The following is a 17,231-nucleotide window of genomic DNA, read 5'->3' as shown; positions in this document are numbered from 1 at the left end:
CCTTTAACGATTATAATTTAACTTGTAAACCCAAACTAAAAGTTCGTGGAATAGGCACCGAACCAAAGTCTATATTTCTTAAGATGGTAGATTGTCCGCCCGAATTTAACTCAGGATCGTAACCTTTGTAATTATCCCATGAAACAAGGTTTCTACCACTCACCGTTACGGTAAGGTCTCTTAAAAATTTTAGTTTGCCCACATTATAGCTCAGCGAAATCTCCCTCAATTTAACAAAGGATCCATCGTCAATCCTCCATTCTTCAATGGCATAAACACCGGCAACATAACCCCTTGGTAGTTGACCAAGTTGTTCTTGTTCCGCAACTTTACCATTACCAACACCTTGGCGGGTTCTCCAATCGGCGTTCCATACATCACCGCCCTGAACGGCATCAAACTGTACATGTAGGTTCAATCGTTTGTAGGTAAAATCGTTCACAAAAGACATGTTGTAATCTGGATTTGGATTACCGATTACTTTACGCAGCGTTGTTCCTGTAGGCAAACCATTTGCATCGCGCTGAGGGGTAAACGTTGTGGCAGAATTTTGAATTCCCTTTTCGATTTGAGGAATTCCTGCGGCATTTGTTAACAGACTTCCATCGGGATTACGTGCAAAAAAAGTTCCATAAAACACGCCGATTGCCTCACCATTTATAATCGCCACCGGAGCGCCTGGGTTTGTACTAAACAACCTTAAACCACCTACATCGAGTGCCGTATTTCTATTCCTGTTGAAAACAACTGAAGTATTCCATTTGAAACCCTTTCCGTCAACTGGTGTTCCATTTAATACAAGCTCAATCCCTTTGTTTCTTAATGAACCGATATTATCTAATAAACTCGAAAAACCGGTTGAAGGCGCCTGCACACTGGCAATTAACAGGTCACTCACTTTTTTATTGTACCAGTTAAACTGTAGTCCCAGTCTGTTCTTAAAAAAAGATAAATCTGTTCCCAGCTCCAATTCGCGCTGGCGTTCTGGTTTAACATTTTCGTTCGCCAAAGTTGCACTCGAAAACAATGAAGCCCTGCCCAGGAATGACTGGGTAGAATAGGCGTTAATACGATCGTATGCACCAATACCAGTCAAATTTCCCGATTCTCCATAAGCTGCTCTGATTTTGAAAGTATCCCACCAATCAGAGACGCCAAAACTTTTCCAATAATCGGCCGAAGAAAGCACATAACTTAAGCTTCCCTTCAGGTACTCTTGTGTACGGTTCTCAGATCCGAAAACAGAAGATTGATCAACCCTTAGGGCACCAGTAACAAATAAATGATCTTTATATTTAAAATTCTGCTGGATATAGCCCCCACTAACAGATAGTTCCGTTCTTCCGTCTACACTTGGGAGTTGTGTTGCTGCAGCATTTACCGTTTCGATTAATGGGGCTAAACCTCTGCCATTTACCAACTGATATCTTGTTTTTTCATATTGAAATGAATAGCCAACCTGGGTAGTTGAAGAGATTAGATCCGATAGTTTAGCTTGATAAGTTGCATTAAACTCATTGTTAAACTGAAAAGCATTGTTTGTTGCCGCACTGGCATAACCATTTAAGGTGCCATCTAAAGCCGCACCCCCTCCATAAAAATCAGGGTTTACATTATATGCAAAGGGCGGAATGTAAGTTGAGCCACTTTGACCAGAATTATCAACGCCTAAAGTAAAATCCAGGGTTAGATTTTTTACCGGATACAATTTTAAATTGGCATTGGCAATAATGCGGTTTGTTTCCTGACGCTGTTTAATATCTTCGATTACCGAAACAGGATTTACCCTACCCCGTTCTCCAACGGCCATTAAGTTACCGTTGGCGTCTCTGGCAAAAATATCATGAATATTACCGATAATGGTAACCGAATTCATTGGCGAAAAAAATGAATTTCCATCAGGTTTCTCATTGGCCGAGCTGCGGATATAGTTTAAGCCGGCACTTAATTTTGCCCATTCAGTGATTTTCTGATCGATGTTTGCCCTGAAATTATAACGGGTAAAATCCGTGTTTTTAATAATTCCCTGATTACTGAAATAAGCAGCAGAAGTATAATATTTTGTATTTTCGTTTCCTCCAGAAACAGAAACCGTATTATCGGTACCTGTAGCCGATTGAAAAATGTAATCCTGATAATTATAACGGGCTGTGGGAATGGTACTCTTTTCGAGAACTGCAGGATCGCCAACCGTTTGGATCACGTCTTGAGTAGGGAAAAGAGTAGGTGTGCCAAACCTAACCGGTGATTCGTTTACCTCAACCTGTTTACGCAAATGACTTAAAGTTAAACTCGTGCTAAAATTAACTTGTGCTGCACCGCTCACGCCTTTTTTAGTAAAAATCTGAATTACCCCCGAATTTGCCCTTGATCCATAAATGGCTGCAGCAGCGGCTCCGTTAAGCACTTCGATACGCTCAATATCCGCAGGATTGATATCAACCATTCTATTCTGTCCAATACTTCCCACAAAGTTTCCGCCATCGTAATTGGCCGAAGTATTGGTAACCCTGGTAGTTGAATTGTTGACAATTACACCATCAATAATATAAAGTGGTTCTGACGATGAGTTTACTGAGCTGATACCTCTCAAACGAACCGACAGTCCGCCTGCAGGGTCCCCTGAATTCTGACTGATCTGAGCACCTGCTGTTTTGCCTTGTAAAGAGGAGAGCACATTTCCGCTCGGCGCTTTGTTCAGGTCATCACCTTTTACCGTACTTACATAACTTCCCAGCTCTTTTCTGGTTGTTCCTTGCGATGTTCCTGTAACAATCACTTCATCCAGCCCAACAGCATCTGCACTTAGGGCTGTGCTTAATTGAACCTGATCGTTAGCGCCGAGGTCTATTTCCTGGCTCTTACTCTTGTAACCCACATAAGAAAACTGAACCTGATATTTACCCGGGGCCAGATCAACAGAGAAGGTATAGCCGCCGTTAGAATTGGTACTGGTTGCTAAATTTGTATTGATAATTTTAACTACAACGCCCGGGATAGGCTCATTATTTGAAGCATCAGTCACTTTTCCGCTAATGTTATAGCGCTTATTCTGTGCCTGAGCCGTTTCTGCAAACAACAGCAGCAGAAATGGGATCAACAAAATTGCGAGAAATCCTGTTGACCATTTTAGGTAACTTTTTTCCATAAAATTTGGTTTTGTGTTAGAAGATTAGTGTTAAACAAATTTAACAAAATACCACACAAAGAATGTTGAAAGGTTAGGATGTTGAAAAGTTGGACGGTTTTAAGCTCCAAAATTCGACTCCCTCCCCGAACTTTCGACTGAAGACTCACGCCTCCAAATGATCAACTACTCGGGCAAGCTAATTTTACCCATACATACGGAAGGTACACCTTTCCTATCGCCAAAGTTGATCGGTTTGCCGCAAAGTGTTTCGTTAGCCAAAACAACGAACAGAACCGCCTCTTTAGCATCTGGATTGATATTCAGATCATCCGTGGTTAAGAAGTTGCAAGAAGGCAGTTTACTTTGAAGAAGCTGAACCAGCAAGGGATTATGCATCCCGCCGCCACTCATAAATATTTCCGCTTTAGCCGCGTCACCAAAACAACGTTTTATGGCATGAGCAATGGTTTCTGCCGAAAAATGACATAAGGTAGCCATCACATCTGCTGCATCCAGGTCCGTTGTTGAGGATTGCTCCTGAGCCTTTATTAAATAGTCTAGGTTAAATAGTTCCGGGCCAGTGGTTTTAGGGAAATCCAGATCGAAGAAATCACAATCAAGTAAAGCAGAAAGCAGTTGTTGCTTCAAATTGCCGGCCATAGAAACAGCCGCATTTTTATCATAAAATTTATTAAAATGTTTTTGCATGTACTGATCCATCAACGTATTTCCGGGACCAACATCTGTCGAAAAAATTTCACTGGCATCCGTACTGCCAGGTAAATAGGTAAAATTTGCTATCCCACCAATGTTTAGCATCACACGGTCTTCTCCTGCCTTCGAAAACATCAGGTAATCTCCATAAACGGCCAAAGGAGCTCCTTCGCCGCCAGCCGCCAAATGTTTTTGCCTAAAATCAGAAAGCGTAATAATGCCTGTCTTTAATGCGATATGATCCCCATCGCCAATTTGTAATGTGCCGTTAGGATAATCAGCCAGCTGATGCAAAGATTTTGGCGCATGAAAAATGGTTTGTCCGTGACTGGCAATAAAATCGATATCCTCATTTTTATAGCCCCACTCTCCCAGGGCATTATTAATGAGCTCCGCGTGGACATTTGCAATGTGCTCATTCATCAAACAGACCAATTGTAAATCAACCTCCTTTTTAGAAAAAATGGCTTTAATTTTTGCTCTAAAATCATCCGTGTAATCACCCGTCTTAAATTTTAAGACTTGAATATCAGTAGCTGCACCACTTCCCTTTACCGAACAGAGTGCAATATCCAGTCCATCCATAGAGGTCCCGCTCATCAAACCTATAATTAAACGTTCTGATTTAGCTACTTTAGTGTATAACTTTTGGATCTGCGTGTTCATATCGGTTTTTTATCTAAAAAGATCAAACGTTTGTCTGGCCCTTTAATCGAATATTGTTTAAATACTTGCAATAAATGTAAATAACCTTTGGTACAAATTGGGCATAACTCTCTATATTTACTGCTCCGTACATTAAAATCCATATAAAAAAAATGGCTAGATTAAATCTACTGGAGGAGACACGTTTCGAGAAATTACCCGTAAGCGTGTTCGAAAATCCAAAAATTGCTTCAATTAATGTAGCACACCGCATTGCCGAGCTCATTAAATCAAAACAAGCAAGCAACACACCTGCAGTACTGGGCTTAGCAACAGGTGTTACCCCAATTGCAGTTTATGCCGAACTGGTTAGACTGCACAAGGAAGAGGGCTTAAGTTTTAAAAATGTAATTACTTTCAATTTGGATGAATACTATCCAATGGCGCCAACTGCGGTACAGAGTTACGTTACTTTTATGAACGAAAACCTTTTCGATCACATCGACATTGAAAGGAAGAATGTTCACATTCCTGATGGAACACTTGCATTGGAAGACATTCCTGCATTCTGTTTGGAATATGAAAAGAAAATCGGCGATCTGGGTGGTCTTGATATCCAGATTTTGGGTATTGGCCGTACTGGTCACATCGGATTTAACGAACCAGGATCTGCGCCAAACTCGGGTACCCGTTTAGTTACCTTAGACGACCTGACCCGCCGCGATGCTGCACGTGATTTCGGTGGAAAAACCTTTGTACCTACCAAAGCCATTACCATGGGTATCGGTACCATTTTCAAAGCAAGGGAAATTATATTAATGGCTTGGAGCCGTAAAAAAGCTTCAATTATCAAAAAAGCAGTTGAAGGCGAAATTTCGGGCGATGTTCCGGCAACTTACCTGCAACTTTCTGATCATGTAGAGTTTATCCTCGATGCACCTGCCGCTTCAGAACTGACCCGTTTTGATACGCCATGGTTAGTTAAAGATTGTGTTTGGACTGATGCATTGATCCGTAAAGCGGTAATCTGGTTAGCCAACACCTTGAAAAAGCCGATCTTAAAATTAACCGAAGACGATTACAACAATAATGGTATGGCACAACTGGCAACCGAAAAAGGCCCGGTTTACAATATCAATATCCATATCTTCAATAAATTACAGCACACCATTACAGGCTGGCCAGGCGGTAAACCGAACGCCGATGATTCTCAGCGTCCGGAAAGAGCCGAACCTGCTAGGAAAAGAGTGATTATTTTCTCTCCGCACCCTGATGACGATGTGATTTCGATGGGCGGTACTTTTATCCGCTTGGTTGATCAAAAACACGATGTACACGTAGCGTATCAAACATCTGGCAATACGGCTGTTTGGGATGATGATGCACTTCGTTTTGTTGAGTTCAATGTAGATTTTACCGAGAAAATGGGTATGGATAATACACATTTGAAAGATCTTTACAACAACATGAGGGCTTTTATTGACCAGAAAAAACCAAACCAGGTAGATACACCAGAGATCCAAACGGTTAAAGGGCTGATCAGGAAAGGCGAGGCCATTGCCGGAGCCCGTTATTGCGGACTTGAAGATGATCATATCCATTTTCAGGCTCTCCCTTTTTACGAGAGTGGTAAAGTTCAAAAAAACCCGGTAACAGATGCTGATATTGAACTGACAATAGAATTATTACAAAAAGTTCAACCGCATCAAGTGTATGCTGCTGGTGATTTTGAAGATCCACACGGTACGCATATTGTTTGTTTCAACATTATTCTGGCTGCACTAAAACGCCTGCGCAAAACTGAAGCCTGGGCACAGGATTGCTGGTTGTGGATGTACCGTGGCGCATGGTACGAGTTCGAAACACACGAAATTGAAATGGCCGTTCCAATTTCTCCAAAGGAACTTGAACGTAAAAAATATGCGATTTTCAAACACCAGAGCCAAAAAGACAGAGCTGTTTTCCCTGGCGACGATTCAAGGGAGTTCTGGCAACGTGCTGAAGACCGTAACCGTGATACTGCAAAAGCTTATGATGAACTTGGCCTTGCAGAATATGAAGCAATGGAAGCTTTTGTTCGCTGGAAGTTTGAAGACTAGTTTAAAATCCAAATAATACCAATCCTGCTTTGTTTATTCAAGGCAGGATTTTTTTTGCCGATAAGCTTGTTCTGCGCATTGTCATGCTGAGCGCAGCGAAGCATCTTTTAAAAATGGATCGCTAACGTCAAAAAAGAAGCACCATCCCAATACTATGATCGGCAAAAGATCCTTCACTTTGTTCAGGATGACAGATCCACTAAACTTCGAAAGTTGTACCCTACTTCACCTCTCCTATCTGGTTTTATTTCTCATTCTAAAAACAATACTCTAAATTAGTTTACTGAAGCCAAACCAATAACCATGACCGAACCTAAACAACGATTACTTTCTCTGGATTTTTTTAGGGGATTAACTGTAGCTGCGATGATTTTAGTGAACAATCCAGGTAGCTGGGGGCATATTTACGCTCCTTTAGAACATGCTGAATGGAATGGCTGCACGCCTACAGATTTAATTTTCCCATTCTTTTTATGGATTGTTGGTGTATCTATAGCCTTTGCCATGAGCAGCAGCAAAGCAGATCCGGCTACGCACAACAAAACAATCATAAAAGCCATAAAACGTGGAATCATCCTCTACTTACTTGGTTTTTTCCTTGCCATTTTTGGAAAAATCATTAGCGCGATAATGGATCATAAATCTATATGGGAGGCTTTTCAAACCGTAAGATTGCTGGGTGTACTGCAAAGAATAGGCATTGTTTTCATCATTAGCAGTATAATCTTTATCAAGGTATCCAACAAAACAATATTCAAAACCTTAATTGTAATACTTGCCGTTTATTGGGCATTAATGACTTTTATTCCAGTTCCTGGAGTAGGTTATCCCAATCTGGAAAAAGAAACCAACCTAGCGGCCTGGATTGATAGAGGTATTCTTACCGAAGCACATACCTGGGCCTCCTCCAAAACCTGGGATCCGGAAGGCATTTTAAGCACATTACCTGCAATAGGAACTTGTTTATTTGGTATTTTGGTAGGCGTTTGGATGCGCAGAAAAGATGTAGATAATGCAACAAAAGTGGCCTGGTTGTTTACCACTGGCATTACAGCGGTTATTTTAGGTTTACTTTGGGATTTACAGTTCCCGATTAACAAAGCGTTGTGGACCAGCTCATATGTATTATATGCAGGCGGATTGGCTTCAATTGGGCTGGCGCTCTGCTACTGGATCATCGATGTGCAGGGCTACAAAAAATTCACCACTCCTTTCGTCGTATATGGGGTAAATGCCATAACCGTTTTCTTTCTGGCGGGATTAATGCCCCGTGTATTAAATCTGTTCCAGATTACCAAACCTGATGGTACCAAAACAGGTTTATTGGTCCGGTTTTACGAAACCTGCTATACTCCGTTTTTCAGTCCGATAAATGCCTCGCTCGTTTGGGCAGTTACTTATGTGCTGGGCTTCTACGTACTATTATATTTTATGTACAAAAAGAACATTATTATAAAGGTTTAGTAAATTTGCGCTGGAATTAAATGATTCCCTTATCTAATTGAAAAAGAAAACCACCATATATGACATTGCAAAGGAGCTGAACATTACCGTATCAACTGTTTCGAGGGCGCTTAGTGGCTTTCCGGCCATAAGCGATACCACGAGGAAAGCGGTTGTAGAAATGGCTAAAAAGCTCAATTACAGTCCGAACAAACTCGCTTCCGCGCTAAAATCTGGTAAAACGCATATTATCGGTGTAATTGTACCGAGTGTGCAGGCGCATTTTTTTGCATCCATTATCCATTGTATTGAAGATGGGCTGAAAGATAGCGGCTACCGCGTGATTATTTATCAATCGAACGAATCGGTAGAAAACGAAATAAATGGCGTAAGAACTTTGCTAGAGGCGCAGGTAGATGGCATTATGGCCTCGTTATCGTTAGAAACAGAAGACGTTTCGCATTTCGCCGAAATTATCAAACAAAACAAGCCCCTCATCTTATTCGATCGGGTAAATGTTGATCTGAAGGTACCCACCATTACCCTCGACGATTTTAGGGCGGGTTATATTGCCACTAAACATTTAATTGATAAAGGTTATAAAAAAATTGCCTTTATAACTACCGCACATCAGGTTAAAATTTTCAATGCCCGTTTAGATGGTTACAAAAAAGCACTTTCAGACCATAATTTACCAGTTCTGGAAGAGCACATCCTCTTGGGTGGCCTATCTATTAAAGATGGGCAATTTGGTGCAGGTAAACTCATGCGCAGCAACAAACCTGATGCTATTATTGGCGGAGACGATTTTACCGCACTGGGCGTTATTCAAAAACTTAAAGAAATTGGTGAAACACCACCCGAAATCGGAGTAATCGGTTTTGCCAACGAAGCATTTGCAGCCTACATTACACCCAATTTATCAACTATCGATCAGCATGCCCCACAAATGGGCATGGAATGCGCCAAAATGTTTCTCAAAATGATCAGTCAGGAAAACCCCTATGCCAATATGGAACATGTCGTGCTCCAAGCCGAAGTTGTCGAAAGAGAATCGACAAATAAAAAGTGCTCATAGCGGCCATTATTCTTTAGCTAGAGGCACTTCTATTCCCACTGGCCCACTGGGCTCACTTTCATTTTTTAAGCGATCTAAGGCAGTTACAAGGTAGCTGTACCGCTTTCCGCTTTCAACACTGGTATCAATAAAAGAAAGGTAATCTTCAAAACTGATTTTTATAATATTTTTAGGATCAAGCACAGAAATTTTCTCTCCCTCAGCAAAACGATAAATTACAAATCCCGAAGCTGTTTCTCCATCTTTTGCCTTTAACGGCAGTTGCCATTTTAAATATACACCATCTTTCAAGGCATCGGCGGTTAAGGCCTGAGGTTCGTTTGGAGGTACGTCATCCAACCATGGCATTTGTGGCGGCAAAGCCGGATATTTATAAAAGTCGTTTTTCAGCGAATCGCCCACGGCTTTTGCAACAGTACTTAAAGATTTAGAACTAAAAAATACACTTCCCTGAATCCTATTATTATCTCTGATATACCTGATCTGATTCGGAATTTCACTTAGGTTTTTCCAGGCGGCTTCTGCCCTCGAATTTACAAGATAAGCCCCCTGGCCGATATAAACATGCCTGCCAAAGGTATTATTGCTCCACCAATCCACTAAAATGCCATATGGTGCCACTCTTCTGGTAAACGTAAAATAAATCTGGGGATTGATATAATCTACCCATCCTTCCCTTACCCATTTGCGGCTATCGGCAAAAAGCTCCGCATAATTGGATAAACCACTTGTAGCAGAACCCTCCGGATCTTCGTATTTGTTTTTCCAGATCCCAAAGGGACTGATCCCAAATTTAACCCACTTTTTATAATGATGAATACTATCGTCCAGCTCTTTGATCAGTAAATCGACATTATTGCGCCTCCAATCTTTGATATCGGAGATATTATTCGGGTACTTATAAAAGGTATTGCCATCGTTAATGGTCTGCCCTTCTACCTTATATGGATAGAAATAATCGTCGAAATGAATACCATCTATGTCGTAACCTTTTACTACATCCAAAATCACCTGCACAATATATTCCCTAACATCAGGAATTCCGGGATCAAACTGTTTTTTGCCCCCATAAGTAAAAAACCAATCAGGATGTTTACGGTAAGCATGGTTTTCGCTCAATACGGCCGAACTGCTCATGCTTGCGCGATATGGATTAAACCAGGCATGAAGTTCCATTCCCCTAAAATGAGCCTCTTTAATGGCAAAAGCCAATGGATCATAACCAGGTGCGGGTGCCAACCCCTGTTTGCCCATTAACCACTGGCTCCAGGGCTCCCTTGATTTTGCATAAAAAGCATCTGCAGCGGGCCTAACCTGTAAAATAATGGCATTCATACCCTGACTTTTATGCCGCTCTAAAATACCGATCAGTTCCTGTTTTTGCTGATCAATACTCAAACCAGGCTTTGATGGCCAATCGATATTGGTAACCGTAGCTACCCAAACACCTCTAAACTCCCTTTTTGGTGCAATTTTTGATAATGGTTGTGCATTTAATATATAAGGTACTACAGTTAAAGATAAAAGTGCGTATAGGAAGTTTTTAAGCATTATTTCTGTTTTATTTTTTATTCAGGTTGTGTGTTTGTGTTGATTTGAATACAATGAACATTAGCAATTAAACGATTTTTTTTAAAAACTCTTATAAGTTTATTAAAAATTATAATTTGCGCCCTGCTAAAATTAATTGTACACCCCCATTTACCTATGGACAACAAAAGTATATTAATTTAAAGAAGATACAGCGTTATTAAAAATGGAACCACAAAAGATTAATAAGGGTGATAGAAACAAAATTTACTTCCTGGTCATCGTTATTGCGGCTTTAATTGGCACAAATGCCTACTTGTTTTTTAAAGATCGAAAGCAGAGCGAAAGGTTTGTAACCGTAAGCACGGAAAAAGATAAGCTCAGGCTTGAGGTAGAAAAAATTGAGGTTGAGCTAGATAAGGTGAATGCTTTAAACTTAGATTTAAACGATAAGCTGGTTGAAGAGCAAAAAATCGCCCGCCTAAAAATTGAAGCACTTAAGGCTGCTTTAGAAAAGAACCAGATTACCCAGGGCGAGCTAGACAAAGCGAATGCGCAGATCATAGAGCTGAAAACATTTGTTAAGAATTACAACGACCAGATTATTCAACTTCAAAAAGATAACATCTTCCTTAAAAATAGTCGCGATAGTTTAGAAAATACCCTCAAAAATATTAGCAATAAGGCTTCGAATCTGGAGAATGAAAACGCTAATCTAAATGCAAAGGTTAAAACAGCCGCAGTATTAAAACTTCAAAGTGCCGAAATTGTCGCTTTCAGGACAAAATCAAGCGGTAAAAAAGTTGAGGTCACCAGATCTTCAACTGCAGAAAAACTAAGCGTCAGTTTTAACATTATCCCAAACCAATTAGCAGAAAAAGGCCATCATAATATTTATCTTAGGGTATTTGATCCTGCCGGCAACTTATTAGCTGATGAAGGGAACCGTTTCGAGGCTGATGGGCAGGAAATGCAGTACAGCCATTCTATATTTATCAATTACAATAACGATGACAGCACCTATGTTATCGATTGGACAAATCCTAAACCTTTTATCAAAGGTATTTACACCGTAATTTTATATGCTGATGGCAATACCATGGGCAAGGCTCAGGTAGAGTTGAGATAAAATTAATCCCCCCTAACCAACCTTAATTATTTTTCTATTTAGCTAAAGGGAAATTCAAATAAAAAGTTGTCCCTAAGTTACTAATGGAGGTAAATCTAACCGATCCACCTGCATTCTCTACAGCTTGTTTCACAAAAGCAAGACCTAATCCTGTGCCTGATGTTTTGGTAGTAAAGTTTGGAACAAATATCTTATCCTGTAAAGATTGGGGAATCCCCTTACCATTATCCTTGATCTCGATATAAGCGTTTTGCGCATCGAGGTACACCACAATGGTAATGCAGCATAAAGATTCCTCATCAATGGCTTCAATGGCATTTTTAAGCAGGTTGTTAAAGGTTCTTAAAAGCTGATCGTGATCTGCCATGATTTCAACATCCTTATCGCTTTTGTTTAGCACATCTATTGTCACGTTTTCAGTGCTTCTAAATACCTCTATAGCCTGTTCAATAATTGGTAATAAAGAAAGTCGTTCCAAATTGGTATCAGGCATTTTAGCAAAATTGGAGAATTCGGAGGCTATTTTAGAAAGGCTATCAATCTGCTCTATAAACGACTTGCTAAACTTATTAAATTTTAGCTCAAAATTTGGATCTTTCTCCTTCCACGATTTTTCTAACAATTGAACCCCTAATTTCAATGGTGTTAAGGGATTTTTAATTTCATGGGCAACCTGTTTTGCCATCTCGCGCCAGGCGCTTTCGCGTTCCGACCTCGCAAGCTTAAGTGCGCTCGCTTCCAGGGCAGAAATCATACTGTTATACTCTTTAATTAAAGAACCGATTTCATCATGCCTACGCCACACAATCGGTTCGTTCCGCTGTCCTATTTTTGTTTTACTGATACTCTCCTGTATAAACGTTAAGGGGCTGGTAATCTGGTTGGCCAAAAATACAGCCAGTACACCAATGGCCACAAAAACCAGTGCATAAATATTGATCAGATTACTTACAAAAAGCGCTATCTTATCGGTATATTCTTCTTCGTTGGAATAATTTGGCAGGCCGATATACGCAATTGTTTTATTTTGAGCATTTCTGATTGGTGCGTAAGCTGCCGCGTAAGTTAAATTACCGATTTTTTCTTCAGGGTTGATATATTCAGAACGGTGCAGGCTATTTAAATAAACGTAAGCTTTTGGCCCCATTTTTTTGCCAATGATTTTGTAATTATAAAGCTTAGGGTAGGTAGTCATGATCAGATCACCATTCAGATCGTATAAATTTAAATCCGCATTATTGATATCCGCAAAATTGTTAAAATCTGCTACAGCATTCTCATCATTGGCAATAATACCATTGCTAAAAATCTGCTTTTCGAAATTCTGCTGTACCTTTCTGATCTTATCTTTTAAAATAGCATCCTGCTGGCCACGGTATTCGAGATTCATATAATAATAAGTTACCCAGCCTACAATAACCAATGTAGCCACAACAGAAAGTACAATTGATACCTGGATCCTCGTTTTATATAAAATCTTATTGGCATTGATCATCAACGACCTGTTGATACTAAACCAGCCCACTTTATCGTCATCTAAATTTTTAATGAGCCATATTAATCCATAGAGCAGTATCGAAAAAATAATAAAAACCAGAAAAAAGAAAGACAATGCAGCTAAACGCTCAAGATAATCTACCTTCTCTCTGCTGATAATGACCATTTTACTATCAGAAGGCTTATAAATTAAATGGCTGTAACGAAGCTCATCATCGCTGGTCGTAATAAAATCATCTTTTTTACCTTTAAAAACACTACCATCCAGGGGATAGGTATAGCTTCCAGATTGATTAAGGAGTTTATTATTACTGTATAAAGCAATAGAATAGCCTTTAAAATCTTCATCCTTCATTAATTTTTGATCACCAAAAAGATCTGGAAGACGATTGTTATAATTATAAGGTTTAGACCGTAGTTCAACAACCAATGTTCCCAGTAAATTGCCCTGATCTACAACGGAAATAATCCCGAAGTAATCCTGATAGCCAAATGTGTTGTTTACCTGATAGAAAAAGTTAGAACCATCAATTTTAACCGAACCTACCTCTACCAGGTTTTTATATTTATCAATAGGCGGGCTATCGGCACTACCAATTATAATTCCGGATTTATCATAAGGATAAATCTGATAATCGTACCTGTTTAAATAGCCATCAAGATAATCTTTAATGTGGTTTTTGAGCACCGCATAATTGCCCATCCGCTCCTGATTAAAATACCTAACCAGAAAATCATCCTTAACAATTTCATTACCTAAAGCTCCTAAAGCAACAATGGCATTAGGATCTTCTGATGATTGTACTTTTCGTGCCAATGGCTCGCGTAAGCTTCTTTCTTTGAAATCTTTATATCTTGTATATTTAATGGAGGTATTAAATGCAAGGCAGAAAAAAACAATGGCAAACATACCGATAGAAAAACTTCGCTCTTTTACGTAAACGGCTCTGGCAACGATAAATAATGCGAGTGCAAAAACAATAAAAAATGCATTAAAATCAACAATAAGTTTGTACACAAAAACACCAGCAAAACCGATTAAGAAAATAATCAACCGCTCTCTATTGGTCACATTTAACTGACTGCTCACCACTGCAGATATTACCGTTATCAGGTAGATCTGAAACCAGGCCAAACATAAAATTACAATACCTACCCAACTTGTGCCGCTCAGTTTTAGAATGTTTACGATATCGAAGTTGATCTTGGAATTGAAGATCAATCCAAAGAAAATATCATCTGTATCCCACACTATCCGACCGATTAAAACCAATAACCCTGCCTGTATAAATACTCCTATTATCTTATTCCGTTTAATCCACCCCGGGAACTGATATTGCTCTTTATGGTTGTACATGAACAGGAGCAACCAGGTAAGCACGATAACATTCAATAGAAAATCGCCCAGGGAGGGCATTAAAAAGCTATCTGCATAGATGCGTGGATCAAATAAATCTAAGATAAACCGGTGATTAAACCATCCATAATATAAATCTGATAACCGAAAAGCCAGAAAGAAAAAAAGCAGTAAAAAGGTGCCCCATGCAATGTGCCCTCTTTTGGCAATAAGTGAGCTTAAAGAGTTAAAAAACATACAGATACACAACATACCTGCAATAAACAGCCATAATTGTGTACCAGAATAATAGGCTTCTGCATAACCTGGTTTAACTTTAAGTCCAAATAAAAACTTATTATCAAGACTTTTTATTACATAAACCTCCTTATCGGCAAAACCCGCAAATGCTAATATTTTACTTTTGGAGAGCGTGGGGTCAATATCGTTTTTAAAGTATTGTGTTTCTTTAAAAGGATACTGAGGCTGGATAGCAATTAAAAAGATAAAATTGAAATTGCCCTGTGTACTTTTAATTACCTCATACCATCCGCTGGAGAAAAACAACACAGAACTGCCTTCTCTAATGGTGTTCGGATCTATTTCAGAAACCTTAATTGTGCTCCAATACTTAAGCCGGTTGTTTTCAAAGGTTAAGAGGTTTATGCCACTCTTTTGACGAAAAGATTCAATAAAATCAAGTGCATTTTTGGGATTAAGGTGAAATTGCTTGGCTTTCGCCACTTCTTTCTTATTGGCCAGGAAATTCTGCACAAGCCTTTCCTTGGTCAAAAGGTTCTGTTGAATTTCCTCGGCATCGTGTTCCAGCAGCTCACTTTTGGTAGTAAAACGGCTCAGCGAAATAGACGTTACCATGAGGCAACAGCCCAAAACGAGCAATAGAAACCTAATTTTTACACCAAAGCTCATTTTCATCTATTGATAAAGATATTAAATATTGATATAAAACAACGCCATAAACAGCTGAGTTTATGGCGTCGGAATTATTATTTATTTTGAATAAATTAAGCTATAGTAGCACTGCCTGTTTGTACTTCGCGGCTTACTTTTTTAACCAATCCCTGTAATACATTGCCCGGACCAACCTCAACAAATTCAGTGGCACCATCCGCAAGCATATTCCCTACTGTTTGTGTCCAACGTACAGCACCCGTTAATTGTTTAATTAAATTAGCTTTAATTTCAGTTGGGTCTGTATAGGGCTTAGCATCAACATTTTGATAAACCGGGCATATTGGTGCCGAAATATCGGTTGCTTCAATAGCAGCTTGCAATTCGATTTTTGCAGGCTCCATTAAAGGGGAGTGAAATGCTCCGCCTACATTTAATTTTAATGCCCTTTTTGCTCCGGCTTCAGTTAATTTGGCACAGGCCAGATCAATACCTTCTATACTGCCCGAAATCACCAATTGGCCTGGGCAGTTATAATTTGCCGGCACTACCACCGCATCAATTTCTGCACAGATTTTTTCAACTACATCATCGGCTAGCCCTAAAATAGCCGCCATTGTTGATGGCTGTGCTTCACAAGCTTTCTGCATCGCATTTGCACGGGCAATAACCAGCTTTAACCCATCTTCAAAGCTTAGGGCATTGGCAGATACCAAAGCAGAAAACTCGCCCAAAGAGTGGCCGGCAACCATATCTGGCTTAAAATCATCACCTAAAACCTTTGCTAAAATCACCGAATGCAAAAAGATTGCCGGTTGGGTTACATTGGTTTGTTTAAGCTCTTCATCAGTTCCGCCGAACATAATATCGCTAATGCGGAAACCGATAATCTGGTTGGCCTGTTCAAATAACTCTGCAGCTTTTGGGTGCTCATAAAGATCTTTACCCATGCCTACAAACTGTGCTCCCTGTCCGGGAAAAATATATGCTTTCATACCCCTTAATCCCCTAAAGGGGAAATTAAATATTTAGTTAAATTATTATTGTTGAATCCATACCCCTTTAGGGGACTTGAGGATTAATCTAAACTCGCTGTAATTAACCTCAAAAACTCAGCTCTTGTTTTATCATTACTTAAAAAAGTACCGGTAAACGCTGAGGTTGTTGTAACTGAATTTTGTTTTTGCACGCCGCGCATCGACATGCATAAGTGTCTGCACTCTATTACTACGGCTACCCCCATAGGGTTTAACGTATTTTGAATGCAATCTCTAATCTCGTTGGTTAAACGTTCCTGTACCTGTAAACGGCGGGCAAAAGCGTCAACTACACGCGGTATTTTACTCAAACCTACAATATGTCCGTTTGGGATATAAGCGATATGCGCCTTACCAAAAAATGGCAACATGTGGTGTTCGCACATCGAATACACTTCGATATCTTTAACCACAACCATTTGACTATAATCCTCCTGGAACATGGCTCCTTTTAGGATTTCATCTGGTTTTAAATCATAGCCATGGGTTAAATACTGTAAAGCTTTAGCCACTCGCTCAGGTGTTTTCAATAAACCTTCGCGTTCCGGATCTTCGCCTAACTGTCCAAGAATATCTTTATAGTGGGTAGCTACAGCTTCAATTTTATCTTCGTTGTAACGGTCTATTTTTACATAACCATCCCTCGATTCGCCTTTTAATACGTCTTTATTGCTCATTAAT

Annotated in this window: 10 protein-coding genes; 4 read left to right on the top strand and 6 right to left on the bottom strand. The window is 39.7% G+C overall.

Annotation, left to right across the window (positions count from 1 at the left end):
- Positions 1–10: 10 nt before the first annotated feature.
- Both R2S57_RS01990 and R2S57_RS01985 read right to left on the bottom strand, forming a co-directional pair.
- Positions 11–3,148, bottom strand: a complete 3,138-nt coding sequence (locus R2S57_RS01990) for a SusC/RagA family TonB-linked outer membrane protein (protein WP_316843439.1) — start codon at positions 3,146–3,148, stop codon at positions 11–13.
- A gap of 165 nt (positions 3,149–3,313) precedes the next feature.
- Positions 3,314–4,510, bottom strand: coding sequence for an anhydro-N-acetylmuramic acid kinase (locus R2S57_RS01985; RefSeq protein WP_316843438.1), 1,197 nt, complete (start codon positions 4,508–4,510; stop codon positions 3,314–3,316).
- A gap of 152 nt (positions 4,511–4,662) precedes the next feature.
- Here R2S57_RS01985 and nagB point away from each other — a divergent pair, with 152 nt between their 5' ends.
- From nagB to R2S57_RS01970, 3 genes are all read left to right on the top strand, one after another.
- Complete coding sequence (gene nagB / locus R2S57_RS01980) at positions 4,663–6,588, top strand: glucosamine-6-phosphate deaminase (RefSeq protein ID WP_316843437.1); 1,926 nt, start codon at positions 4,663–4,665, stop codon at positions 6,586–6,588.
- 303 nt (positions 6,589–6,891) lie between these two features.
- The gene (locus R2S57_RS01975) at positions 6,892–8,052 is read left to right on the top strand and encodes a DUF5009 domain-containing protein (protein WP_316843436.1); all 1,161 of its coding nucleotides are present in this window, start codon (positions 6,892–6,894) and stop codon (positions 8,050–8,052) included.
- Positions 8,053–8,089: 37 nt separating this feature from the next.
- Positions 8,090–9,109 (top strand): LacI family DNA-binding transcriptional regulator, encoded by a 1,020-nt coding sequence (locus R2S57_RS01970; protein WP_316843435.1) that lies wholly within the window; start codon positions 8,090–8,092, stop codon positions 9,107–9,109.
- Between the two features lie 6 nt (positions 9,110–9,115).
- Here the strand turns inward: R2S57_RS01970 and R2S57_RS01965 are convergent, their stop codons facing one another.
- On the bottom strand, positions 9,116–10,660 hold the full coding sequence (locus tag R2S57_RS01965) for a glycoside hydrolase family 10 protein (RefSeq protein ID WP_316843434.1): 1,545 nt from the start codon (positions 10,658–10,660) through the stop codon (positions 9,116–9,118).
- Positions 10,661–10,865: 205 nt separating this feature from the next.
- Between R2S57_RS01965 and R2S57_RS01960 the strand changes: the two genes are divergently transcribed.
- Positions 10,866–11,768, top strand: coding sequence for a hypothetical protein (locus R2S57_RS01960; protein ID WP_316843433.1), 903 nt, complete (start codon positions 10,866–10,868; stop codon positions 11,766–11,768).
- 34 nt (positions 11,769–11,802) lie between these two features.
- Here the strand turns inward: R2S57_RS01960 and R2S57_RS01955 are convergent, their stop codons facing one another.
- The 3 genes from R2S57_RS01955 to folE form a co-directional block, all read right to left on the bottom strand.
- Positions 11,803–15,537: a sensor histidine kinase gene (locus R2S57_RS01955; RefSeq protein WP_316843432.1), complete on the bottom strand. Its 3,735-nt coding sequence runs from the start codon at positions 15,535–15,537 to the stop codon at positions 11,803–11,805.
- Positions 15,538–15,626: 89 nt separating this feature from the next.
- Positions 15,627–16,508: an ACP S-malonyltransferase gene (gene fabD, locus R2S57_RS01950; protein WP_316843431.1), complete on the bottom strand. Its 882-nt coding sequence runs from the start codon at positions 16,506–16,508 to the stop codon at positions 15,627–15,629.
- Positions 16,509–16,591: 83 nt separating this feature from the next.
- Positions 16,592–17,227 carry a GTP cyclohydrolase I FolE gene (folE, locus tag R2S57_RS01945; protein WP_316843430.1) on the bottom strand — a complete coding sequence of 212 codons (636 nt, stop codon included), beginning with the start codon at positions 17,225–17,227 and terminating at the stop codon, positions 16,592–16,594.
- Between the last annotated feature and the right edge of the window lie 4 nt (positions 17,228–17,231).

The sequence above is a fragment of the Pedobacter psychrodurus genome, assembly GCF_032678585.1.
Classification (GTDB): domain Bacteria; phylum Bacteroidota; class Bacteroidia; order Sphingobacteriales; family Sphingobacteriaceae; genus Pedobacter; species Pedobacter psychrodurus_A.
The sequence above is the reverse complement of the archived record's forward strand: the minus strand, read 5'-3'. Positions and strand labels throughout refer to the sequence as shown.